The sequence below is a fragment of the Duganella rivi genome (assembly GCF_009857435.1).
Lineage (GTDB): Bacteria > Pseudomonadota > Gammaproteobacteria > Burkholderiales > Burkholderiaceae_D > Rugamonas > Rugamonas rivi.
The window spans coordinates 467911-489535 of sequence record NZ_WWCK01000005.1 but is presented as its reverse complement, the minus strand read 5'-3'; the positions used below and the strand labels follow the sequence as shown (position 1 = coordinate 489535).

Sequence of the window (21625 nt, the reverse complement as noted above, 5' to 3'; positions counted from 1 at the left end):
TCATGCGCACCTTGCACACACAACGCGGCGGCATCACGGTAATGGTGATCATCTCGCTGACGACTTTGCTGGCCGTGGTCGGGCTGGCGTTCAGCGCTGGCCTGAGTTACATGGTGAAGTCCAAGCTGAATGCGGCCACTGACGCGGCAGGCCTGGCGGCTGCACGCGCGATCAGCAACGGCGCCAATCAGACCGAGCAGATCGCCAATGCCAAGGCGGCAGGGCAGCGGTTTTTCAATGCCAATTTCCCGGCGAATTATTTGATGTCGACTGCCACGCTGAATGATATCAACGTGGCGTTCAACACCAGCGAGGTGACGATTACGGTAAGCGCGTCGGCTACCATGCCGACGGCGCTGTTTGGCGGCTTTAGCACCGGGCCGCTGTCGCCCGCTGTGCTGACCGAGACCAAGCGCAAAGACCTCGATATGATCGTGGTGCTCGATACCTCCGGTTCGCTGTCCGGTTCGGCGGCCAATGTACGCAGCTCGGCGCAGACGTTTTTGAACCAGTTCAACGTTGCCCGCGACCGCGTGGGCTTGCTGCACTTCTCGTACGGTGCGGTGGTCGATGATCAGATCCGGCAGACCGCACGCGGCTTCGACCGCACCAGCATGATCAACCACATCAAGAATTACTCGTTCACCGGCTCGACCGCCTCGCCGGAAGGCATGTACGCAGCGCGCGAACAGATCAACAGCGTGCCGACCGCCAATAACAACCGCTCCAACTTGCGCGTGATCGTGTTCTTCTCGGACGGCGCGCCGAACTCCTTTGGCACCACGCTCAAGTGGAACAGCAGCGGCGACTGCAGGGACACCGCCAACAACAATCTGCCGCAGGCTGGCACCATCACCACCGACGACGACGGCTCGGGTACGCCGGGCGGGCTGTACTTCACCAACAAGCAGTCCGATGACATCGGCGGCAGTTGCACGCCGTCCGACATCACCACCAAGGCATCGGCCCTGCCGGACTGGTACAACGCCCACAACGTGCAAACCAACATCTGGAACGATCCGGCAGCGGTGCGTGAATTCCCCATCGTGACCAGTTCGCCGCGCGTGGTGACCAGCGCCATCACCTACAAAAACGTCAACCGCGCCGCGCGCAACCTGGTGGAAGCGATGGCGTCCAAGTCGCGCGACGAGGGCGTCTACGTGTTCACTTTGGGATTGGGCGCGAGCCTGAAGACCGGCACCGGCGCCGATGGCGAGAAGGGCGAGGACACCTTGAAGTGCATGGCCAACTCCACCGACGCGCCGGCGCGCTGCTTCAACGCCAACAAGCCGGTGGGAGTCTACTGCTTCGCGGCCACGCAAGCTGACCTGACGCCATGCTTCTCCAAGCTGGCGTCAGCGATTTTGCGGATTTCGAAATAAGGCTTAGCGCGCGGTCTTGGCGAGTGCGGCCAGTGGCGGCGCGCCCTTGTGCGCATAGGCCGTCAATTCCCAGCTATCGCGGCTGTAGAGGCGGCCCTGCGCATCGGCATCTTGGTAGTCGAGCTTGACGTAGTTGTTCAGCGCCGGCACGAACCACACGGTTTCCGTCAGGCGCCCACCGCCGGCGCTGCCGTCCACTGAGCCGTACTGCGCCTCGATCACCACCTTCAGCGCTTCAAACTCGCCGGCCGGCACGCGCACCTTTTCCCAGTCCTGCACCTTGCCCTTGATTTGATAGCGCCATTGCTTGCCGGCCTTGCTGTTATCGCCGACCACGTCGCTCGCCCATTCCTTGCCGGGCGATAGCGGGAAAGCGTAGCGCGCAAACGACGGCGCGAAGTGCATGCCGCCGCGCTCGACCGGGTTCATCTCCGCAGTGAACAGCTGGGTACTGATTAAAGCACCGCTGGCGGCACGCTTGATATCCACGTGCACGCCGGCTTCATCGATGGAAGCCACCTCCATGCGGTTGATATTGCCTTTGGAACCTTTCCACACATCGGTGTACTGGTAGGTCCACGAATCGCCAACTGCCGGCGCCGGGGCCGGCACCGATTCGTGGTTGCCTGCCTGCGCGAGTGCGCACGGCAGGATGAAACAGAGCACTGCAAACGAACGTTTGATGGTCATGCTGTCTCCTTTGTTGTGATTTGTGCATTGACTATATCGCCAACATTGAAAGAGAGCTAGCGGCAGTGCAGCAATTTACCAGCGCATGGACTGGATGAAGTCGACAAACGCCCGCAACGGGGCGGGCAGGTAGCGCCGGCCCGGGTAGTACAGCATCGGCCCCTCGAAGGTTGGCCACCAGCGTTCCAGCACCGGCGCCAACTCGCCGCGTTCGAAATAGGGCTGGAGCCAGTCCTCAAACAGATACACCAGCCCTGCGCCACCGACGGCGGCATCGACCATCAGGTCGGCTCCGGCGCCGAGGTTGACGATCAGCGGGCCGTTCGGCTCGATCACCACCTTCTTGCCCTTGTGCTCAAATTCCCACGGCGGCATGGCGCCGCTGTTGAAACGGCCGCGCAGACAGATGTGGTTCAGCAGGTCTTGCGGCTTCTTCGGCACGCCGTGCTGCTGCAGGTAGGCGGGCGATGCGGCGAGGGCGAAGCGCTGCCGGCGCGGGCCGATCGGCGTGGCCACCATGTCCTGCTCCATGCGCTCGCCGTAGCGGATGCCGGCGTCGCAGCCGCTGCGTAGCAGGTCGACAAAGCTGTCGTCGACCGTCACTTCCACCGCGATGTCGGGGTAGGCGTGGTGGAAGGGCGGAAGGATACGTGGCAGCATCACTTTGGCCGCGCTGGTCGGCACGTTCAGCCGCAGCCGCCCGGCGGGACGGTCGCGGAAGCCGTTGACCACGTCCAGCGCCGTCTCCACCGCGTCCAGCGCAGGCGTCAATTGTTCCAGCAAGCGCTGGCCGGCATCGGTGGCGGCAACGCTGCGCGTGGTCCGGTGCAGCAGGCGCACGCCCAGTCCTGCCTCCAGTCGCCGCACCGCCTCGCTCAACTGCGACGGGCTGCTGCCGGTCTTGCGCGCGGCCTCGCGAAAGCCGCCATGCCTGGCCACGGCCACGAAGGCGCCAACGTCCTGTAAATCTGCCATTCTGGATTGTCCTGATTTCAGCACAAGCTGTGCAATTACGATGTATTGTCGCACAGCGCGAAGGTGCCTAGACTGTGTCCATCAACCTTTCTGCTAGGAGAAACAAATGAATACCTTCCAACTTGGTCATCTGACCGTGAACCGCATGGGCTACGGCGCCATGCAATTGGCCGGCGCGCACGCGTTCGGCCAGCCGAAGAACCGCGATGAAGCGCTGGCGGTGCTGCGCGAGGCGGTGGAGAGTGGCGTCAACCACATCGACACCAGCGATTTCTACGGCCCGCACATCACCAACCAACTGATCCGCGAAGCGCTGCATCCTTACCGCGACGATCTGACCATCGTCACCAAGGTCGGCGCGCTGCGCGGCGCCGATGCCTCGTGGCTGCCGGCGCAGTCGCCGCAGGAATTGGAAACCGCCGTGCACGACAACCTGCGCAACCTCGGCCTCGACGTGCTGGACGTGGTGAACATGCGCCTGATGTTTGACGTGATGGCCCCGGCCGAGGGCGATATCGAGGCGCATATCACCAAGCTGGCCGAACTGCAGCAGCGCGGCCTGATCCGCCACATCGGCCTGAGCAACGCCACCTCGCGGCAAGTGCAGCAGGCGCGCGCTATTACCGGTATCGTCTGTGTGCAGAACCAGTACAACCTGGTGCTCCGCCACGACGACGCGCTGATCGACGAACTGGCGCAACAGGGCATCGCCTACGTGCCGTTCTTCCCGCTCGGTGGCTTCTCGCCGTTGCAATCGTCGATTCTGGCCGAGGTGGCTGCTGAACTGGACGCGACGCCGATGCAAACGGCGCTGGCCTGGCTGCTGCAACGCGCGCCGAATATCCTGCTGATTCCTGGCACCTCGACTGTTGCGCACCTGCGCCAGAACCTTGCAGCGAGCAAGCTGGTGCTGCCGGAGCAGGCCGTGCAGCGCCTAAATAGTGTGATTACCTCGGTATAAGAAAAGTCGTTTCGTATCGTGGAATTTGCCATGATGGACTGCCGCATGGTTTTTTCCATTTTTTGAAAAGGCGTTTTATATCGCAAAAAATTGTGTCTATCTAATTGAAAAGTAAGGAATAAATTTAAGTTATATGTCTTATATAAGACTTTGTGCAATGCATCAGAATGGCCTACTATTTAGTCATGCAGTTCGGCACTCGAAGACTTAGCTTGAAGACTTACTTACTTTTCTTTTAGGAGATACACCATGTCCCAGTACCAAGACGACATCAAGGCAGTTGCGACTTTGAAGGAGCAACAAGGCTCGGCCTGGAATGCCATCAATCCCGAGTCCGCTGCACGCATGCGCGCCCAGAACAAATTCAAGACCGGTCTGGACATTGCCAAGTACACCGCCAAGATCATGCGCGCCGACATGGCCGCCTACGACAAAGATCCATCGAAATACACCCAGTCGCTGGGCTGCTGGCACGGTTTCATCGGCCAGCAAAAAATGATCTCGATCAAGAAGCACTTCAACAGCACCGACCGCCGCTACCTGTACCTGTCGGGCTGGATGGTTGCCGCGCTGCGCTCCGAGTTCGGCCCGCTGCCAGACCAGTCGATGCACGAAAAAACCGCCGTCTCGGCGCTGATAAAAGAGCTGTACACCTTCCTGCGCCAGGCCGATGCCCGCGAACTGGGCGGCCTTTTCCGCCAGCTGGACGCTGCGCCTGCCGCTGAAAAAGCTGCGATCCAGTCGAAGATCGACAACCACATCACCCACGTTGTGCCTATCATCGCCGACATCGACGCCGGTTTCGGTAACGCTGAAGCGACCTACCTGCTGGCCAAGCAATTCATCGAAGCCGGTGCTTGCTGCATCCAGATCGAAAATCAGGTGTCGGACGAGAAGCAGTGCGGCCACCAGGACGGCAAAGTCACTGTGCCGCATGAAGACTTCCTGGCCAAGATCCGCGCCATCCGCTACGCCTTCCTGGAACTGGGCGTGGACGACGGCATCATCGTGGCCCGTACCGACTCGCTGGGCGCCGGCCTGACCAAGCAAATCGCCGTGACCAACGAACCGGGCGATCTGGGCGACCAATACAACGCCTTCCTGGATTGCGACGAAGTGTCGGCCGATGCGCTGGGCAACGGCGACGTGATCATCAAGCGCGACGGCAAATTGCTGCGTCCTAAGCGCCTGCCAAGCAACCTGTTCCAATTCCGAGCTGGCACCGGCGAAGCACGCTGCGTACTGGATTGCATCACCTCGCTGCAAAACGGCGCCGACCTGCTGTGGATCGAAACCGAGAAACCGCACATCGCCCAGATCGGCGGCATGGTCAGCGAAATCCGCAAGGTCATCCCGAACGCCAAGCTGGTGTACAACAACAGCCCATCGTTCAACTGGACCCTGAACTTCCGTCAGCAGGCTTACGATGCGATGAAAGCCGCCGGCCAGGATGTGTCGAACTACGAGCGTTCGCAGCTGATGAGCGCCGAGTACGACGAGACGGTGCTGGCCAAGGTGGCAGACGAGAAGATCCGTACTTTCCAGGCCGATGCAGCGCGCGAAGCCGGCATCTTCCACCACCTGATCACGCTGCCGACCTACCACACCGCCGCGCTGTCGACCGACAACCTGGCCAAGGAATACTTCGGCGACCAAGGCATGCTGGGCTACGTGGCTGGCGTACAGCGCAAGGAAATCCGCCAAGGCATCGCCTGCGTCAAGCACCAGAACATGTCCGGCTCCGACATCGGCGACGATCACAAGGACTACTTCAGTGGCGAAGCAGCCCTGAAGGCCGGCGGCAAAGACAACACCATGAACCAGTTCCACTAATCCAGGTTCTGCCAGCAAAAAACCCGCCTCGGCGGGTTTTTTTGTTGCAATTACTCAATTATTCTTATTTTTCTTGCACTGCGTTTGTGTCGATGATATTGTCGCACCTCAACCATACGGAGTGATCTATGTCCTTCACCAAAACTTTCGTTGTCGGTATTGCTCTCGCAGCCTCGGCTTCCTACGCGTCGGCGGCAAAAAATGATAAGCCAGCCCCTGTGGCAGAGCCAACCTGGAGCAAAGTGACTGCGCCAACCACGCTCATGGTGGGCGGCAAAACCGTTACCTACGGCCCGACCAAGGCGGCGGAAGTGTACATTTACGACGCTGGCAATCCGAAGGGCGGCCAAGGCGTGGATAAAATCGAAAGCCTGGTGGAGTCGCTGTTCAGCTTGCCTGCCAATGGCACCGGCTCGCTGTCGCTGACCTCGCACGTCGATGAACTGACTTCGGTAAAAACCGGCAGCTTCACCGTCGGCTCCAAGTTCGACTACTTGGCCGTGCACTACGGCGGTGGCGAACTGGTGTTCCACTGGACCCAGCCGCTGGCAGCCGGCACCACCTTCTCGTTTGGCAACCTGCCTAACGGCGTCAGCAACTACCGCGCCTTCCTGTCCGTTTCGGCGGTTCCAGAACCGGCCACATACGGCATGATGCTGGGCGGCCTGGCACTGGTAGGCCTCGCAGCACGCCGCCGCGCCCGCAAGTAAGCGCACCGCGCATTCCCAAAAAGCCCGCTCGATTCATTCGGGCGGGCTTTTTTATGTCCTGAGATATCTCAAGAGTCATCACCACAAACTGAGCATACTGGTTGTTCCTCTATAGACTTCATCGTCAACTTGATCGATGCGCATGGCAAGGAGTATGGGCCGTTCTTTTTTGCAGGTTAGAGCTACTGCTGCAATTGCGCTCCCGCGACAAGGTATTCGTGCTAATTTTAGTACGCAGGATGAAGCGCAAAGAAGTGGAGTGCGCGTAGTACCGCGCCTTTTCCCGCTTTCCGATGAGGCAGTGCAGATGCCTATTTACTTAGAAGTGCACGCTTACTTTGAGGCTGGACTGAAGACATTTGTTTCGTGCTTGACTCGAAAGCATGGGTAGAAACATGGATATCCCTCATAATTTCGCAGTGTCATTGGTGTCGCTGGCCTTGGTAAGAAATGGCTACAGGACTTATAAAGACGTTCCGCCGGGAATGGGAGAGGAAGCTGATATCCTCGCAGTAGGTAACGGCGAAAAGTTTGCCGTTCAGGTGAGCGTCCTGAAAAGCCACAGTGCAATACCGGCGCAGTTGGAGCGCCAACGGGCCGCATGTGAAGCCGCATTTGGCACTCCTACTTATTTTGCCTTCCTTGCCGATGGCGAAACGTTACTGCTGGTGGGCGCTGCCTTACACCAGCGTATGCGTTTCAGAGACAATGACGTTCGCCTTGATGAGATTCCTGGTCACATCAAGATCACGTCATACTGTTCTTGATGGTAGGTGTTTTCTACCTGGAGCGAGATTTTCTTGCCGATGAAGTCGCCCAGCATGGCGAGGTGCTGGGATTCTTCTTCTAGGAATAAGTCCACCACTTCCTGCGAGGCGAGGATGCGGAATTCGCGTGGGTTGAATTGCTTGGCTTCGCGCAGCAGTTCACGCAGGATCTCATAGCAGATGGTGCGCGAAGTTTTTACTTGGCCACGGCCGTTGCAAGCCGGGCAGGGTTCGCACAGGATGTGAGCCAGCGATTCGCGCGTGCGCTTGCGGGTCATCTCCACTAATCCCAATGCCGAGAAGCTGCTGACCGAAACTTTGGTGCGGTCGCGCGACAGGGCTTTCTTCAACTCGGCCAAGACCGCGTTGCGGTGCTCGGTGTTTTCCATGTCGATGAAGTCGAGGATGATGATGCCGCCCAAATTACGCAGCCGCAGTTGGCGCGCAATCGCGTGCGCCGCTTCCAGATTGGTCTTGAAAATCGTATCGGCGAAATTGCGCCCGCCAACAAAGCCGCCGGTGTTGACGTCGATGGTGGTCATGGCCTCGGTCTGATCGACGATCAGGTAGCCGCCCGATTTCAAATCCACGCGCCGGCCCAGCGCGCGCAGGATTTCTTCTTCCACGCCGTATAAATCAAACAGCGGACGCTCGCCGGTGTAGTGGTGCAGCCGTGGCAGCACGCCCGGCGTGTAAGCCTTGCCGAACTCCTGCAAGTTCACATAGTTCTCGCGCGAGTCGACCTGGATGGTGGCCGTCTCGTCGTGCACGAAGTCGCGCAGCACGCGCTGGGCCAGGCTCAAGTCCTGATGCAGCAAGGTGGTGGCAGGCTTGGTGCGCGCGCCGTGCGTGATGGCGGCCCAGGTCTTGCGCAGGTATTCAACGTCGGCGGCGATGTCGGAGTCCGACGCATCTTCCGCTTGCGTGCGCACGATGTAGCCGCCTTTTTCTTCCGGCGGCAGCAGGCTTTGCAAGCGCGTGCGCAATGCTTCGCGATCCGATTCCTTTTCAATTTTCTGCGAGATGCCGATGTGCCCATCTTGCGGCAGGTAGACCAGCATGCGGCCCGCGATCGAGATTTGCGTCGACAGGCGCGCGCCCTTGGTGCCGATCGGATCTTTGATGACCTGCACGGTCAGCACTTGGCCATCGAACAGGATTTTTTCAATCGGCGTCGGCGCAGCGTTGTTGCCGCCGTCATGCGGACGCGCTTCCCAGATATCGGCGACGTGCAAAAACGCCGCGCGTTCCAGGCCGATATCGATAAAGGCCGACTGCATGCCCGGCAGCACGCGCACCACCTTGCCGGAGTAGACGTTGCCGGCCAGTCCGCGCGTGAGCGTGCGTTCGATGTGGAGTTCCTGCACGGCGCCCTGCATGATGAGGGCGACACGGGTCTCTTGAGGCGTTATATTGATCAGGATATCTTCATTCATGCCCCGATCATACACGCGCCACTGCGGGGCGGCAAACCTCAGTCGACCAGCTGGCTTTGCGCTGCAATCTCCGGCGGCAGGGTGATGCCGAAGCGTTGCAACTGTGTGCGGCTGAACACAAAGCGGCCCCGCTGCGCAGTGACCGGGTAGATGCTGCCCGGCGCGGCGCCGCCCAGGATGCGCAACGCAATCGCGGCAGCTTCCATGCCTTGCTCGCGCCCATCCAGCACCAGCCCACCGGCCGCGAGATCGGCGCCGACGAAGAAGTCCCACAGGCCGAACAGCGGCACTTGCGCATGCTCGGAACTCCAGCGCAGCATGCTGATCGGCGTGCGCGGCGGCTTGGCGCCGTCGCGCACGGCCTGGTAGGTGCCGTAGAACAGGGCGTCGTAGCCGTTGCTGCGTGCCGCCAGCACTTCGTCTTGCCACTGCCGCCAGTCGCCGATCAGCTTGATGTCGACGGTTAGCCCTTCAAATTGCTGTTGCGTGCGGCCCTGGAAAATTTCGCCGAGGATGACGGTGGAGGTCATGCTGGTATCGAACAGGAACAGCACCCGCCGCGCCTTCGGCATGATCTTGCGCAGTTGCGCGACATTGCGCTTGACCAGCGGCCGCTCCAGCACGCCGGTGATGTTTCGTACCTTGCCGGGATCGAAGTAATTGCGCGGATTGTTGTTGATGCCGAGGTAGACCACCGGTGTGGTGGTGGCCGCCAGCCGCGTGACCAGCATGCTCAGGGCGGCATCGTCGCCGACGATCACCAGCGCCGGTTTCAGCTTCAGGTACAGCGCCCACGCCTGGTCGGCCATGGCCGCGTGGCGCTCGGGCGGCAGGCGCTTGGTGTCCATTTCGAAGCTGACCAGCTTGTAGGCCGGTTCCAGCTTCGCCTGCAGGGCGGCGCGGTAGCTGGCATCCCACTCGAATTCGGCGTGGTAGCTTTCGATCAGCAAGATGGTGGGCGGGGCGGATTGCGCCGCTGCCGGCAGGATGGCTTGTAGCAGCAGTAGAAGTAGCACAGCCAGCTTCATCATGCGCCCGCCCATGTCTCGGCCCTAAGGTAGCGGCAAACCGGCCTGCCGCAGCAGCTGCACGGTTTCGTAGATCGGCAGGCCCATGATGCCCGAGTGGCTGCCGGAGATGTGCTCGATGAACACCGCAGCCGGCCCTTGAATGCCATAGCCGCCGGCCTTATCGTACGGTTCGGAGGTGGCGCAGTAGGCGGCAATGGCGGCCGGCGACAGCACGCCGAAGCGCACGTCCGACACTTGCGTGACCTGGGCCGAGAAATCAGCCGAAGCCACGGCGATGGAGGTCAGCACCTGGTGGGTGCGGCCCGACAGCTGTTGCAGCATGGCGGTGGCCTCGGCCGGATTGGCGGGCTTGCCGAGGATGGCGCCGTCGATGGTGACGGTGGTGTCGGCCGACAGCACCGGGCGCGGCGCCATGCGGCGCATGGTGACCAGGCTGGCCGCAAATTTGGCTTTCTCCAGCGCCACGCGCGCCACGTAATCAAGCGGCGCTTCGCCGGGCAGTACTTCTTCCGTCACGTCCGGGCCGCGCGGGCCGTCGCTGCGCAACAGCAGCAGCTCGAAGTCGATGCCGACTTGGCGCAGCAGTTCGCGCCGGCGTGGGCTTTTCGAGGCAAGGTAAATCTTCTTGTCGACCGGCTTCATATGGTTATCGTTTTAAACGCGGTGATAAGGGTGGTTCTGCGTAATGGTCCAGGCGCGGTACAGCTGCTCGGCCAGCATCACCCGCACCATACCATGCGGCAGGGTCATACTGGAAATCCGAATCAAACCTTCTGCACGCGCCTTCAGCGCTGGATCGAGGCCGTCGGCGCCGCCGATCAGGAAAGCCGTATCGCGGCCATCCTGCTGCCATGCTTCCAGCTGCTGCGACAAGCCCACCGAGGTGAGATCCTTGCCCCGCTCATCGAGCGCAATGATGCGCACCGATTTTGGCAGCGCCGCCTCGATGCGCTCGCGTTCGAGCGCCATCGCGGTGGCGGCAGTCTTGCTGCCCGAACGTTCGACCGGCTTGATTTCCTTCAGCACGATCTTCAGTTCCGGCGGCATGCGCTTCACATACTCGGCGTAGCCGGTCTCGATCCAGGCCGGCATCTTGTGGCCGACCGCAGCGATGATCAGCTGCATGGCGAATTACTCGGCTGCTTTTTTGATACGCTTGATGACCGTTTTAGCTGGTGCTTCTTCAGCCTTCGGCTTGGCGGCGCGCGGCTTGGCCGTGGCTTTCAGTGCTTTCACAGCAGCGACGGTAGCTTTTGGTGCGCCAACCTTGATCTTCTTGCCGGCTGGGACAGCAGCTGGTTTAGCCGCAGCTTTCTTGGTGGCGGAAGTAGCGGTGGTCTTGGCGGCAGCAGGCTTGCGGGCCGGCGCTTTTTTCTCGACCACGGCTTCGGCGGCAGTGGCTTTCTTGCCAGCGGCGAGGTGGCTGCTGATTTTCTTCGGCGCGGCTTCTTTCGCTTCCTCGGTGTTCTTGCGCTTGGCGGCGCCCAGTTTCACCGGCTTGTCGCCCCAGATTTCTTCCAGGCGGTAGTAGGCACGGATCGGCGCTTGCATGATGTGGACAATGATGTCGCCCAGGTCGACCAGCACCCATTCACCGGTGTCCTCGCCTTCCATGCCGTAGACTTCACCGCCGGCGGCTTTGATCTTGTCGCGTACCGAGGCGGCCAGCGCCTTGGTTTGACGGTTGGAGGTACCGGAGGCGATCGCGATGCGGTCGAACAGGCTGGTTAAGTGGGTCGTGTCGAACAGGACGATGTCTTGGGCCTTAACGTCTTCGAGAGCGTCAACGACCAGGGTTTGCAGTTTTTTGATGTCCATTTAGCTTTTGTATAGATGGTGTTGTTCAATATAGTCTAGCACTAGCGGCGGGATAAGCGAGTTTGCCGGTTCCCCCCGTTGTAATGCCGCACGTATCTGGGTAGCGGAGATATCCACCGCGAAGTCTTGTGCCAGATAAGTCAGACCATGCGGCGTGTTACGGATTTGTTCGGGCGTTCCCAGTCGGCTGGAAAACGCCTGTTCGACCGCTGCCGGTAGCCCGGCGGCGGCGAGGTCATAGCCAGGGCGGGCCGCTACGCAAATATGGGCGTAGTCGAACAGCGCCTGCCATTCATGCCAGGTGTCGAGCCGCTGCAGCTGGTCGGCGCCCATCAAGAAGCTGATGGAAGCCGTGGGCCCCAGTTCGGCGCGCACATTGTGCAAGGTGTCGATCGTGTAGGTGGCTAACCCTTGGGCACCGCGCGCGATTTCCTGCATGTCCACCGCAACGCTGAACGGCCGGCCGGCAAAGGCCAGCGCCACCATGTCGGCGCGCTGCTGCGACGAGGCTTTCAGCGAGGCTTTTTGCCACGGCAGTCCGGTCGGGATCACGCGCAACTGGTCTACTTGCAGCAGATTGGCGAAGTATTCGCCCAACGCGACGTGACCTAGATGCACCGGATCGTAGCTGCCTCCCAGCAGTGCGGTTCGGTAGACCATCAGTAGGCCATCGTCACGCAGCGAGCCAGTCGCGATGCGGCAGGAAGTCGGTGTACAGCGCCGCTTCCGGCGAGCCGGCTTCAGGCTCCCAGCGATAGCGCCATTTGACGATCGGCGGCATCGACATCAGGATCGCCTCGGTGCGGCCGCCCGACTGCAAGCCAAACAGCGTGCCGCGGTCGAATACCAGGTTGAACTCGACATAGCGGCCGCGCCGATAGGCCTGGAAATCGCGTTCGCGTTCGCCGTATGGCGTGTCCTTGCGCGCTTCCAGAATCGGCAGGTAAGCCTTCAGGAAGGCATCACCCACGTTTTGCGTCATGGCGTAGCTTTGCTCGAAGCCCGCTGCATTGTAGTCATCGAAGAAGATGCCGCCAACGCCGCGCGCTTCCTGGCGGTGCTTCAGGTAGAAATACTCGTCGCACCATTTCTTAAACCGGTGATGCAGGTCGTCGCCGAACGGCGCGAGGGCGTCATGACAGGTTTGGTGGAAGTGTTTAACGTCTTCCTTGTTGCCGTAGTACGGCGTCAAATCCATGCCGCCGCCGAACCACCATGCCGGCTGGCCGTCGGCCGTCGTCGTGGTGAAGAAGCGCACGTTCATGTGCACGGTCGGCGCGTACGGATTGCGCGGATGGATCACCAGCGACACGCCCATGGCTTCCCACGGTTTGCCGCCGAGGTCAGGGCGATGCGCCGCAGCCGATGGCGGCAGCTTGGCGCCCATCACGTGCGAGAAATTCACCCCGCCGCGTTCAATCACATTGCCTTCTTCAACCAGGCGCGAAATCCCGCCGCCGCCTTCGGCGCGCTGCCACTCATCGCGCAGGAAGGATTTGCCGTCGACGGCCTCCAACGCTTGCACGATGCGGTTTTGCAGGTCGAGCAGCCAGGCTTTGACTGCTGCGGGATTAGGAACGGAAGACATCTTAGTGTTTCAGACCGCGCCAGCCGATATCGCGGCGGCACTGCATGCCTTCGAAAGTGATCTGGTCGACCGCTTCGTAAGCCGTTTTCTGCGCCAGCTTGACGCTGTCGCCCAAGCCGACCACGCACAGCACGCGGCCGCCGGTCACTTGCAGCTGGCCGTCCACATCGGCGGTGCCGGCGTGGAAGGTCACGGCTTCCGGCGTTTCGGCCGGAATGCCTTCGATGACGGCGCCTTTCAGCGGCGCGTCCGGGTAGCCGGCGGCGGCCAGCACCACGCCGACGGCGGTGCGGCGATCCCATTCCAGCTCGATCTGATCCAGCGTGCCGTTGACGGCGTGTTCCATCACGTTGACCAAGTCGGTCTTCAGGCGCGACATGATCGGTTGCGTTTCAGGATCGCCCATGCGGCAGTTGAATTCCAGCGTGCGCGGATTGCCCTGAGCGTCGATCATCAGGCCGGCGTACAGGAAGCCGGTGAACACGATGCCGTCCTTCGCCATGCCGGCGATGGTCGGGTTGATGATCTCGCGCATCACGCGGGCGTGCATGGCCGGCGTGACGATAGGGGCAGGGGAGTAAGCGCCCATGCCGCCGGTGTTCGGGCCTTCGTCGTTGTCCTTCAGGCGCTTGTGATCCTGGCTGGTGGCCAGCGGCAGAATGTTTTTGCCGTCGCACATAACGATGAAGCTTGCTTCTTCGCCGGCCAGGAATTCTTCGATCACGATGCGCGCGCCGGCGTCGCCGAAGGCGTTATCGGACAGCATGTGATCAACGGCGGCATGCGCGTCTTCCAGCGTCATTGCCACTACCACGCCTTTGCCGGCAGCCAGGCCGTCGGCCTTGATGACGATAGGCGCGCCGTTGGCGTCGATGTAGGCGTGGGCTTGCGCCACTTCCGAGAAGGTTTGATATTTGGCAGTCGGGATACCATGGCGCTGCATGAACGCCTTGGCGAAGTCTTTCGACGACTCCAGCTGCGCTGCTTCCTTGGTCGGGCCGAAGACTTTCAGGCCGCGCGCGCGGAACAGGTTGACGATGCCGCCGGCCAGCGGGGTCTCAGGGCCGACCACGGTCAGGCTGATACCTTCGCTCTCAACGAAATTCGCCAGCTCGTGCAGGTCGGTGATATTGACGTTGACCAGGCGCGGATCGCGCGCGGTGCCGCCGTTACCCGGGGCCACGTACACCATCTGAATGCGCTCGGATTGCGCCAGTTTCCATGCCAGCGCGTGCTCACGGCCGCCGGAGCCGACTACCAAAATTTTCATAAGTCCTCAGTCTTCGCTCAGTCTTCGATCTCAACGTTGGAATACACTTCCTGGACGTCGTCCAGCGCTTCCAGTGCATCCAGCAGTTTTTGCATCTTGATCGCGTTGTCGCCGCTGACGCCAGTGACTACGTCCGGCTTCATGATGATCTCGGCCACTTCGGCTTTGAAGCCCTTGGCTTCCAGCGCGTCTTTCACGCCGGCGAAATCATGCGGGCCGCACAGCACTTCAATGCCGCCTTCTTCGTCGGTGACCACGTCTTCGGCGCCGGCTTCGAGCGCGGCTTCCATCAGCGCGTCTTCATTGGTGCCCGGTGCGAACAGGAACTGGCCGCAGTGCTTGAACATAAAGGCCACCGAGCCTTCGTTGCCCATGTTGCCGCCGTTTTTGTTGAAGGCGTTGCGGACTTCGGCCACGGTGCGCACGCGGTTGTCGGTCATGCAGTCGACGATGATGGCGGCGCCGCCGATGCCGTAGCCTTCGTAGCGTACCTCTTCGTACGATGCGCCGTCTTCGCCGCCGGTGCCGCGCGTGATCGCGCGTTGCACGTTATCTTTCGGCATATTGGCGTCGGCTGCCTTGTCGATGGCGAGGCGCAGGCGCGGATTCGACGCGATGTCGCCGCCGCCCATGCGGGCAGCCACGGTGATTTCTTTAATCAGGCGCGTCCAGATCTTGCCGCGTTTCGCGTCAGTTGCTGCCTTTTTGTGCTTAATGTTGGCCCATTTGCTGTGTCCAGCCATGTTCGGTCTTCCTTCGGCGGTATTTCGTTAGGTGAGTCATTGGTGTGCGGTGAGGGCGGTATTCTAGCATAAGAGGGCGCTCAGAAACCGCCGTCGCTCATAGCACACACCATAGGCCCTCCGCTAGAGGCCAGGCTCCACTTTTTGTAGAGAAGCCGTCATATCCTGCTGCTAGCGTTTACCTTTTTGACATCATCGCAGCGCGGGAGCAGACATGGACAGACGGCAGTTTCTTAAATTCGGCAGCTTTATCACGGTATCGGTGGCCTCGGGCGCGGGCCTGAGCGCGTGCGGCGGCGGCAGCGACGGCGGCAGCGCCTTGCCGCCGGCCAGCGGCGCGTGGAAGTTCCCGCAAAGCGTGGCGTCGGGCGATCCGCGCGCCGACAGTATCTTGCTATGGACGCGCGCCGTGCCGGCGTCGGCCGACAACGTGGCGACCGTGGCAGCGGGTGCCGATAGCGCCATCCGCTTGATCGTGACCTCGGCCGACAACAGCAAGGCGCTGGGCAGCAATGCGGCGCTGAACGGCACCACGGTGGCCGACGTGTCGCTGCCGCTGCAAGCGCAGTACGACAACACCGTGCGCCACAAGCTGACCGGCTTGTCGGCCAACACCATTTACTACTACCAGTTTATCGCCGGCGACAACCGCTCCAACGTTGGCCGCTTCAAGACCGCGCCGGCGGCCGATGCCGATGTCGCGCAGCTGCAATTCGCCTACATGACTTGCCAGGACTGGAGCTTGAACCACTGGGGCGCGATGACCGCCATCGCCGCCGAGAACCTCGACTTCATCGTCCACCTGGGCGACTACATCTACGAGACCGTGGGCGAGGACTTTCAGATCGGCGCAGTGGAAAGCCGTCACGATGCGCTGGTGCTGCCGGACGGCGTGTTCAAGAGCGGCACCTCGGGCGCGAAGTACGCCAACTCGCTGGCCGACTATCGCTACCTGTACAAAAAGTACCGCACCGATACGCGCCTGCAAGCGCTGCACGAGCGCTTTGCCTTCATCGCTATCTGGGACGATCACGAATTCTCGGACGATGGCTGGCAGGACGCGCAAACCTACGACGGCTCGTTCAACGCCGACGGCTCGGATCTGCATCAGACTTCGCGCCGCCGCAACGCCAACCAGGCGTGGTTTGAATTCATGCCGGCGGACGTGTCGCTGGACGGCGCCAACACCACCTTCCAGAACATCAAAATCTACCGCGACTTCCAGTTCGGGAAGCTGATGCAGCTGGTGATGACCGACCAGCGCTTGTATCGCTCCGACCACATCATCCCGGAATCGTCGGTCAATCCGGCGACCGGCAAGCCGCTGGGCCGCATCGGCGCGCGCTATCTGGTGCCGCAGGATTTGTTCAACAGCGTGGAAGCGCAAAAGATGGCCGGCGCGAAAACCATCGGCCTCGATCCGTTGACCACCGCCACCATCCTTGGCAACACCCAGCGCCAGTGGTGGATGGACAAAATGAAGTCCGCTACCTCGACGTGGAAATTGTGGGGCAATGAAGTGTCGCTGCTGCGCATGGGCCTCAACGGCGTGGATGCGATTGCGACCCTGCTGGCGGTAGGCGCGGTGAGTGGCTTGGCGACGTCCGTGGGCAGTACAGCGGCAGCAGCAGGCGGCAACTTCCCCTTGGCTGGCGCAATTGTGGCTGGTGTGACGGCGGGTGCATCGGCCACGGTAGCGCAGGCCGGCGCGGGCGCCATCATGGCCGCTTACGCTGCCTCGGGTAGCACGGTGGAGACGCAGGTTACGGCTGGCGTGAAGGCCGGTCTGACGACCGCGCAAGCGTCGATTGCGGTGGCGGCTTATACCAAGACCTACATCGCGGGCAGTGGCATCGTGGCGGCCACGCCGGCGGTGCTGGCGGCGACGGCAGCGCAGACCATCGCCTTCGGCTACATCAAGCCGGAGGTGCAGGCTAACATGGCTAATTCGGCCTTCGTGGCGGCGTCGGGCAAGAAGGATGCGCTGGCGGCGTTCTTCACGCGCTTCCTGCTCAACTGCGACCAATGGGACGGCTACAACAGCGAGCGCAAGGCGCTGATGTCGCACCTGAAAACCAACAACATCGGCAATGTGGTGGCGATGACGGGCGATATACACTCGTTCTTTGCCGGCACGGTCAATGATGATTTCGATGCGGCTGGTGGCGGCACGCCGGTGATGGTGGACTTGGTGTCGGCGGGCATCAGCTCGGATTCGTTCTTCGTTTATTTGCGCGATGCGGCGGCGGCGCTGGGTGATATCGGCACCTTGGTGTCGTATCCGCTGGCGGTGCCGGTGACGGGGCTGGGCACGGTCAACCTGAACTTCAACCTGCTCGACTACACCATGGGTAAAGCTGCGCCGACGGTGGCGTCGCTGCTGGAGCAAACCCGCGTGCAATTGCGCGGCGCCTTGGCGGCAAAAGGCGTGCCGGAAGCGCAGCTGGATGCGACCGTGACGGCGGTACTGGCCGGCCTGCAAGCCAATAGCGACTTCAACACCAGCCTGTTGGGCTTGGCGCAGCAGTTGGCTGGTTTGGGCAACAACCCGTGGCTCAAGTACGTGAACACGGATGCGCAGGGCTACACCCTGGTGACCCTAACGCCGGGCAAGATGACCGCCCAATTCAAGCAAGTCAACAAACTGGTCGGCACCGCCGCCCCCGCAACCCTAATCGCTAGAACGACGACCGCAGTAGTTTCAGCGGGTTCGCCTTCCGTGGCCATTAGCTAGCACCTACCCCACACGCGGTGCCGGCAGGCCAGCGGCGCGTCATAGGGGTCTGACCCCGCATGGGGTCAGACCCCCGGCGGGGGAAGGGGTAAGCGGGGGAGGAGGTACGCGGGGAGCCTCAGCAGCTAAACCCTTTTGCCCGTACAATCTTGCGTATGGACAAAAGCACTACACATGGCGGGCTGACGCGTGCCGCTTTTCTCAGCGGGCTAGGCATCGCCATTGGCGGTTCGGTTTTGTTTTCCACCAAGGCGATTGTCGCCAAGCTGCTATACCGCTATCAGCTTGACGCGGTCACCGTGCTGGCGTTCCGCATGCTGTTTTCGCTGCCGGTGTTTGCCACCATTGCTATCTGGAAGATGCGCACCGAAGCACCGCTCACTACCAACGACCGCTGGCGCATCCTCGGCCTAGGTCTGGTTGGTTACTACCTGTCCAGCTTCCTCGATTTCCTCGGCCTGCAATACATCTCGGTCGGCCTTGAGCGCCTGATCCTGTTCCTGACGCCCACCTTTGTTCTGCTAATCAGCTCCACCGTCCTCAAGCACCACATCGGCCGCAAGCAGTGGATGGCCTTGGCAATTTCCTACTGCGGCATCGTGCTGGTGTTTGTGCACGACCTGCAAGGCGGCAGCAACGTTGTGCTGGGCGCGGCGCTGGTCACCGGCTCGGCTGCCGCTTACGCCGCCTACCTGCTGCTATCCGGCGAAATGGTGAAGCGGCTTGGCCCGTTGCGGCTGGTGTCCTACGCCATGTGCGTCTCCACGGTCGCCTGCGTCGGCCAATTCTTCCTGCTGCGCCCGGCCTCGGGCCTGCTGCAACCGCTGCCGGTGTACGGCCTGTCGCTGCTGAACGGCATGATGTGCACCGTCGCTCCCGTGTTCATGACCATGATCGCGGTCGAGCGCATCGGCGCCGGCACGGCTTCGCAGGCTGGTATGATCGGCCCCGTTTCTACGCTGTTTTTGGGCGCGCTGCTGCTGGGCGAGCCCGTCACCTCGTGGCAGCTGGGCGGAACCGCGCTCGTGCTGTCCGGGATTTATCTGCTGTCCAAAAAATAAATAGGATCAAGACATGAAGACCCGCATTGCCCTGATTGCGCACGATAAGAAAAAAGACGACATGATCGCGTTGGCCAGCGAATACAAGGCCTACCTCTCGACCTGCCAGCTGGTCGCCACCGGCACCACCGGCGGCCGCTTGATCAACGAGGTTGGCCTGACCGTGGATCGCAAGCACTCGGGCCCGTTCGGCGGCGACTTGCAGATCGGTTCCATGCTGGTGGAAGGCCAGATCGACGCCGTGATCTTCCTGCGCGATCCGATGACGCCGCAGCCGCACGAACCGGACATCAACGCCCTGGTGCGCGCCTGCGACGTGCACAATACGCCGTGCGCGACCAACGTGGCGTCGGCACATCTGGTACTGTCTCAGCTTCAACAAATCCAGCAAACTGCAGCGCAATAAGGGAGAACGAACATGGTCAAGGCGATCCGCATGAACCGCGTAGGCGGCCCCGAGGTGATGGAACTGGTGGAGGTGGATTTGCCGCCGCCCGGCCCCGGTGAAGTGCGAATGCGCCATGAAGCCATCGGTCTCAATTACATCGACGTCTACCACCGCACCGGCCTGTACCCGCAACCGCTGCCCGGCGCACTGGGCGTGGAAGGCGCCGGCGTGGTCGAGGAAGTGGGTGAGGGCGTCACCGATTTAAAAGCCGGCGACCGTGTCGCCTACGGCGGCCGCCCGCTCGGCGCCTACTCGGAAGCGCGCAACATCCCGGCCTCGCAACTTCTGGTGCTGCCCAAGCAAATTGAATTCGATACCGCCGCCGCCATGATGCTGCAAGGCTTGACGGTGCAGTATCTGTTCCACCGCACCGTGCCGCTGAAAGCCGGCGACACCATACTGTTCCACGCGGCAGCCGGCGGCGTCGGCCTGATCGCCTGCCAGTGGGCGCGGGTGATGGGCGTGAACCTGATCGGCACGGTCGGCTCGGAAGAGAAGGCCGCGCTGGCGATTGAAAACGGCGCCACCCACGTCATCAACTACAACAAGGAAAACTTCACCGAGCGCGTGAAGGAACTCACCGGCGGCAAGGGCGTGTCGGTGGTGTATGACTCGATCGGCAAGGACACGTTTATTGGCTCGCTCGATTGCCTGCAGCCGCTGGGCATGATGGTCAGCTTCGGCAATGCGTCCGGGCCGGTGCCGCCGTTTGGTTTGAATGAGCTGGCCAGCCGCGGCTCGCTGTTCGTCACGCGTCCGTCGCTGATGGCTTACATGGCCAAGCGCGAGGACTTGGAGGCATCGGCCAAGTCGCTGTTCGGCGTGGTGAGCAGCGGCGAAGTCAAAATCGATATCCGCCAGCGCTACGCCTTGGCCGACGTGCGCCAGGCCCACATCGACCTCGAAGCCCGCAAGACCACCGGCTCCACCATCCTGCTGCCATGAGCGAGCCGCGCGACTACGACGCGGAGGAACGCGACGACGGCGATTTTTCCGACATGCTGAGCGAAATGCGCATCCTGCTGCCGGGCGCGCAGATGCTGTCGGCATTTCTCATCATTTTGCCGTTCAACACCGGTTTTTCAAAGATTGTGCATCTGGAGAAGCAGCTGTTTTTGGCGACCTTCTTATTCTCGCTGGCCAGCCTCGTGCTGCTGAGCGCACCGGCCATTCAGCACCGCCTGATGCGGCCGTTGAAAGACCGTGCCGGTTTCAAACGCGTAGCAACGCGCCAGATTGTCGCCGGTGCATTTACACTGGCGATAGCCCTGGTGCTGGGGACGAATCTGGTGATGTCGGAAGTGTTTGGACTCACCATCGGGCTGATCGTGTCAGCCCTGATGGCGGTATTGATACTGTGCGCCTGGTGGCTGCTGCCACTCTGGCTCAAGCGGAGGATTTAGCCGGCTTTCGGCGGGGTTTTGACTTCCACCGTTTCCGACTTCGGCTCGATGGTGATGTCGATATTGCGCGGCACGCCGTTCTGGCCGGGGAAGCCGGTGAACGCGCTTTGCACCAGCGCCGGCATCACGTGCGGCGTCGCTTGCACGCCGCTGGTGTTTTGCACCGTGACGTCATACAGCTTGGCGCCGTTGGCGTTGTTGATGGTCACGCGCAGCTGGCGCTGATACTGGTGCTTGATGCGCTCTTCCACCACCGTCGGGCCGAAGCGATAAGGATCGTAGAAGAACGGACGGTAGGCCCAGCGCGAGTAGCCCCAGCCATATTGATAGCGGCCGAAGCCCGGGCCCCAATACGGGCCCATGAATGGATCGTCGGCCTGCAACACCCGTACCGGATGGTCAATCGTGAAGAATTTCATGCCGACGAGCAACTTAGGCTGTTGGTTATCGGCCACCTGGCGGAAGCCCAGCTTGCCCAGTTCGTTGGCGACCAGCACCTGGTAATTGCGGTATTCCAGCGTGTCGTCGGCGCCCTGCGGCGCCTCAAATGCATACGATTTATCTTGAATGTCGGCCGGCCAGTCATTGAAAGCGGTCACATTGCTGTGGATGGTGGTGGCGCAGCCGCTGAGCAGCATGGCAGCGGCGGTCGCCAGAACGGCGAGATATTTCATGATAATGCCCCTCTCAGGTAAGACGGTATTTTCCAGAGCTAAGTGTATGACGCACCTCTGAACCTTGCATGATTATTACAGAATGTTACCGCATCGTGGAA

The 21625-nt window shown here is 61.4% G+C and carries 22 protein-coding genes; 10 read left to right on the top strand and 12 right to left on the bottom strand.

Going from position 1 to position 21625, the window contains the following annotated elements; all coding sequences use genetic code 11:
- Positions 1 to 2: 2 nt before the first annotated feature.
- Positions 3 to 1382 (top strand): VWA domain-containing protein, encoded by a 1380-nt coding sequence (locus GTP45_RS18345; protein ID WP_161015316.1) that lies wholly within the window; start codon positions 3 to 5, stop codon positions 1380 to 1382.
- A 3-nt stretch (positions 1383 to 1385) separates the two neighbouring features.
- Here GTP45_RS18345 and GTP45_RS18340 read toward each other — a convergent pair whose 3' ends face one another.
- A complete protein-coding gene (locus tag GTP45_RS18340; RefSeq protein WP_161015315.1) occupies positions 1386 to 2072 on the bottom strand; it encodes a DUF3108 domain-containing protein in 687 nt (228 codons plus the stop codon).
- Between the two features lie 75 nt (positions 2073 to 2147).
- Positions 2148 to 3047 (bottom strand): LysR family transcriptional regulator, encoded by a 900-nt coding sequence (locus tag GTP45_RS18335; RefSeq protein WP_161015314.1) that lies wholly within the window; start codon positions 3045 to 3047, stop codon positions 2148 to 2150.
- A gap of 106 nt (positions 3048 to 3153) precedes the next feature.
- Here GTP45_RS18335 and GTP45_RS18330 point away from each other — a divergent pair, with 106 nt between their 5' ends.
- From GTP45_RS18330 to GTP45_RS18315, 4 genes are all read left to right on the top strand, one after another.
- Positions 3154 to 4008 (top strand): aldo/keto reductase family oxidoreductase, encoded by an 855-nt coding sequence (locus GTP45_RS18330; RefSeq protein ID WP_161015313.1) that lies wholly within the window; start codon positions 3154 to 3156, stop codon positions 4006 to 4008.
- Positions 4009 to 4257: 249 nt separating this feature from the next.
- A complete protein-coding gene (locus tag GTP45_RS18325; protein ID WP_161015312.1) occupies positions 4258 to 5841 on the top strand; it encodes an isocitrate lyase in 1584 nt (527 codons plus the stop codon).
- 128 nt (positions 5842 to 5969) lie between these two features.
- Positions 5970 to 6551, top strand: a complete 582-nt coding sequence (locus GTP45_RS28760; protein WP_229258522.1) for a PEPxxWA-CTERM sorting domain-containing protein — start codon at positions 5970 to 5972, stop codon at positions 6549 to 6551.
- A gap of 395 nt (positions 6552 to 6946) precedes the next feature.
- Complete coding sequence (locus GTP45_RS18315; protein ID WP_161015311.1) at positions 6947 to 7318, top strand: hypothetical protein; 372 nt, start codon at positions 6947 to 6949, stop codon at positions 7316 to 7318.
- Here GTP45_RS18315 and rng read toward each other — a convergent pair.
- The 9 genes from rng to GTP45_RS18270 are packed head-to-tail and all read right to left on the bottom strand — an operon-like array spanning position 7288 to position 15204.
- On the bottom strand, positions 7288 to 8754 hold the full coding sequence (gene rng, locus GTP45_RS18310) for a ribonuclease G (RefSeq protein WP_161015310.1): 1467 nt from the start codon (positions 8752 to 8754) through the stop codon (positions 7288 to 7290). The two genes, GTP45_RS18315 and rng, sit on opposite strands and share 31 nt — an antisense overlap.
- Positions 8755 to 8792: 38 nt before the next feature.
- The gene (locus GTP45_RS18305) at positions 8793 to 9785 is read right to left on the bottom strand and encodes an ABC transporter substrate-binding protein (RefSeq protein ID WP_161015309.1); all 993 of its coding nucleotides are present in this window, start codon (positions 9783 to 9785) and stop codon (positions 8793 to 8795) included.
- A 21-nt stretch (positions 9786 to 9806) separates the two neighbouring features.
- Complete coding sequence (locus tag GTP45_RS18300) at positions 9807 to 10427, bottom strand: Maf family protein (protein WP_161015308.1); 621 nt, start codon at positions 10425 to 10427, stop codon at positions 9807 to 9809.
- A gap of 12 nt (positions 10428 to 10439) precedes the next feature.
- Complete coding sequence (gene rlmH, locus GTP45_RS18295) at positions 10440 to 10910, bottom strand: 23S rRNA (pseudouridine(1915)-N(3))-methyltransferase RlmH (protein ID WP_072789839.1); 471 nt, start codon at positions 10908 to 10910, stop codon at positions 10440 to 10442.
- Between the two features lie 6 nt (positions 10911 to 10916).
- On the bottom strand, positions 10917 to 11603 hold the full coding sequence (gene rsfS / locus GTP45_RS18290; RefSeq protein WP_161015307.1) for a ribosome silencing factor: 687 nt from the start codon (positions 11601 to 11603) through the stop codon (positions 10917 to 10919).
- Positions 11604 to 12263, bottom strand: coding sequence for a nicotinate-nucleotide adenylyltransferase (locus GTP45_RS18285; RefSeq protein ID WP_161015306.1), 660 nt, complete (start codon positions 12261 to 12263; stop codon positions 11604 to 11606).
- A 13-nt stretch (positions 12264 to 12276) separates the two neighbouring features.
- Positions 12277 to 13191, bottom strand: coding sequence for an oxygen-dependent coproporphyrinogen oxidase (gene hemF / locus GTP45_RS18280; protein WP_161015305.1), 915 nt, complete (start codon positions 13189 to 13191; stop codon positions 12277 to 12279).
- 1 nt (position 13192) lies between these two features.
- On the bottom strand, positions 13193 to 14461 hold the full coding sequence (gene purD, locus GTP45_RS18275; RefSeq protein WP_161015304.1) for a phosphoribosylamine--glycine ligase: 1269 nt from the start codon (positions 14459 to 14461) through the stop codon (positions 13193 to 13195).
- Positions 14462 to 14478: 17 nt separating this feature from the next.
- Positions 14479 to 15204, bottom strand: coding sequence for a YebC/PmpR family DNA-binding transcriptional regulator (locus GTP45_RS18270; protein ID WP_161015303.1), 726 nt, complete (start codon positions 15202 to 15204; stop codon positions 14479 to 14481).
- A 214-nt stretch (positions 15205 to 15418) separates the two neighbouring features.
- On the opposite strand from GTP45_RS18270, the gene GTP45_RS18265 reads away from it, so the two are divergent.
- From GTP45_RS18265 to GTP45_RS18245, 5 genes are all read left to right on the top strand, one after another.
- Positions 15419 to 17938 carry an alkaline phosphatase D family protein gene (locus GTP45_RS18265; protein ID WP_161015302.1) on the top strand — a complete coding sequence of 840 codons (2520 nt, stop codon included), beginning with the start codon at positions 15419 to 15421 and terminating at the stop codon, positions 17936 to 17938.
- A gap of 155 nt (positions 17939 to 18093) precedes the next feature.
- On the top strand, positions 18094 to 18999 hold the full coding sequence (locus GTP45_RS18260) for a DMT family transporter (RefSeq protein WP_161015301.1): 906 nt from the start codon (positions 18094 to 18096) through the stop codon (positions 18997 to 18999).
- A 13-nt stretch (positions 19000 to 19012) separates the two neighbouring features.
- Complete coding sequence (locus GTP45_RS18255; RefSeq protein WP_161015300.1) at positions 19013 to 19405, top strand: methylglyoxal synthase; 393 nt, start codon at positions 19013 to 19015, stop codon at positions 19403 to 19405.
- A 12-nt stretch (positions 19406 to 19417) separates the two neighbouring features.
- Positions 19418 to 20392 (top strand): quinone oxidoreductase family protein, encoded by a 975-nt coding sequence (locus GTP45_RS18250; protein ID WP_161015299.1) that lies wholly within the window; start codon positions 19418 to 19420, stop codon positions 20390 to 20392.
- Positions 20389 to 20850, top strand: a complete 462-nt coding sequence (locus GTP45_RS18245; protein WP_161015298.1) for a DUF6328 family protein — start codon at positions 20389 to 20391, stop codon at positions 20848 to 20850. Before GTP45_RS18250 ends, GTP45_RS18245 begins: the two co-directional genes overlap by 4 nt.
- On the opposite strand, the gene GTP45_RS18240 is transcribed toward GTP45_RS18245, so the two are convergent.
- A complete protein-coding gene (locus tag GTP45_RS18240; protein WP_161015297.1) occupies positions 20847 to 21524 on the bottom strand; it encodes a DUF4136 domain-containing protein in 678 nt (225 codons plus the stop codon). The genes GTP45_RS18245 and GTP45_RS18240 overlap by 4 nt on opposite strands.
- Positions 21525 to 21625 lie beyond the last annotated feature (101 nt).

What these genes read in the sequence shown, in the direction of transcription:
- GTP45_RS18345 (WP_161015316.1), top strand. Translation starts at nt 3, where the DNA reads ATGCGCACCTTGCACACACAACGCGGCGGCATCACGGTAATGGTGATC.
- GTP45_RS18340 (WP_161015315.1), bottom strand. Translation starts at nt 2,072, where the DNA reads ATGACCATCAAACGTTCGTTTGCAGTGCTCTGTTTCATCCTGCCGTGC.
- GTP45_RS18335 (WP_161015314.1), bottom strand. Translation starts at nt 3,047, where the DNA reads ATGGCAGATTTACAGGACGTTGGCGCCTTCGTGGCCGTGGCCAGGCAT.
- GTP45_RS18330 (WP_161015313.1), top strand. Translation starts at nt 3,154, where the DNA reads ATGAATACCTTCCAACTTGGTCATCTGACCGTGAACCGCATGGGCTAC.
- GTP45_RS18325 (WP_161015312.1), top strand. Translation starts at nt 4,258, where the DNA reads ATGTCCCAGTACCAAGACGACATCAAGGCAGTTGCGACTTTGAAGGAG.
- GTP45_RS28760 (WP_229258522.1), top strand. Translation starts at nt 5,970, where the DNA reads ATGTCCTTCACCAAAACTTTCGTTGTCGGTATTGCTCTCGCAGCCTCG.
- GTP45_RS18315 (WP_161015311.1), top strand. Translation starts at nt 6,947, where the DNA reads ATGGATATCCCTCATAATTTCGCAGTGTCATTGGTGTCGCTGGCCTTG.
- rng (WP_161015310.1), bottom strand. Translation starts at nt 8,754, where the DNA reads ATGAATGAAGATATCCTGATCAATATAACGCCTCAAGAGACCCGTGTC.
- GTP45_RS18305 (WP_161015309.1), bottom strand. Translation starts at nt 9,785, where the DNA reads ATGATGAAGCTGGCTGTGCTACTTCTACTGCTGCTACAAGCCATCCTG.
- GTP45_RS18300 (WP_161015308.1), bottom strand. Translation starts at nt 10,427, where the DNA reads ATGAAGCCGGTCGACAAGAAGATTTACCTTGCCTCGAAAAGCCCACGC.
- rlmH (WP_072789839.1), bottom strand. Translation starts at nt 10,910, where the DNA reads ATGCAGCTGATCATCGCTGCGGTCGGCCACAAGATGCCGGCCTGGATC.
- rsfS (WP_161015307.1), bottom strand. Translation starts at nt 11,603, where the DNA reads ATGGACATCAAAAAACTGCAAACCCTGGTCGTTGACGCTCTCGAAGAC.
- GTP45_RS18285 (WP_161015306.1), bottom strand. Translation starts at nt 12,263, where the DNA reads ATGGTCTACCGAACCGCACTGCTGGGAGGCAGCTACGATCCGGTGCAT.
- hemF (WP_161015305.1), bottom strand. Translation starts at nt 13,191, where the DNA reads ATGTCTTCCGTTCCTAATCCCGCAGCAGTCAAAGCCTGGCTGCTCGAC.
- purD (WP_161015304.1), bottom strand. Translation starts at nt 14,461, where the DNA reads ATGAAAATTTTGGTAGTCGGCTCCGGCGGCCGTGAGCACGCGCTGGCA.
- GTP45_RS18270 (WP_161015303.1), bottom strand. Translation starts at nt 15,204, where the DNA reads ATGGCTGGACACAGCAAATGGGCCAACATTAAGCACAAAAAGGCAGCA.
- GTP45_RS18265 (WP_161015302.1), top strand. Translation starts at nt 15,419, where the DNA reads ATGGACAGACGGCAGTTTCTTAAATTCGGCAGCTTTATCACGGTATCG.
- GTP45_RS18260 (WP_161015301.1), top strand. Translation starts at nt 18,094, where the DNA reads ATGGACAAAAGCACTACACATGGCGGGCTGACGCGTGCCGCTTTTCTC.
- GTP45_RS18255 (WP_161015300.1), top strand. Translation starts at nt 19,013, where the DNA reads ATGAAGACCCGCATTGCCCTGATTGCGCACGATAAGAAAAAAGACGAC.
- GTP45_RS18250 (WP_161015299.1), top strand. Translation starts at nt 19,418, where the DNA reads ATGGTCAAGGCGATCCGCATGAACCGCGTAGGCGGCCCCGAGGTGATG.
- GTP45_RS18245 (WP_161015298.1), top strand. Translation starts at nt 20,389, where the DNA reads ATGAGCGAGCCGCGCGACTACGACGCGGAGGAACGCGACGACGGCGAT.
- GTP45_RS18240 (WP_161015297.1), bottom strand. Translation starts at nt 21,524, where the DNA reads ATGAAATATCTCGCCGTTCTGGCGACCGCCGCTGCCATGCTGCTCAGC.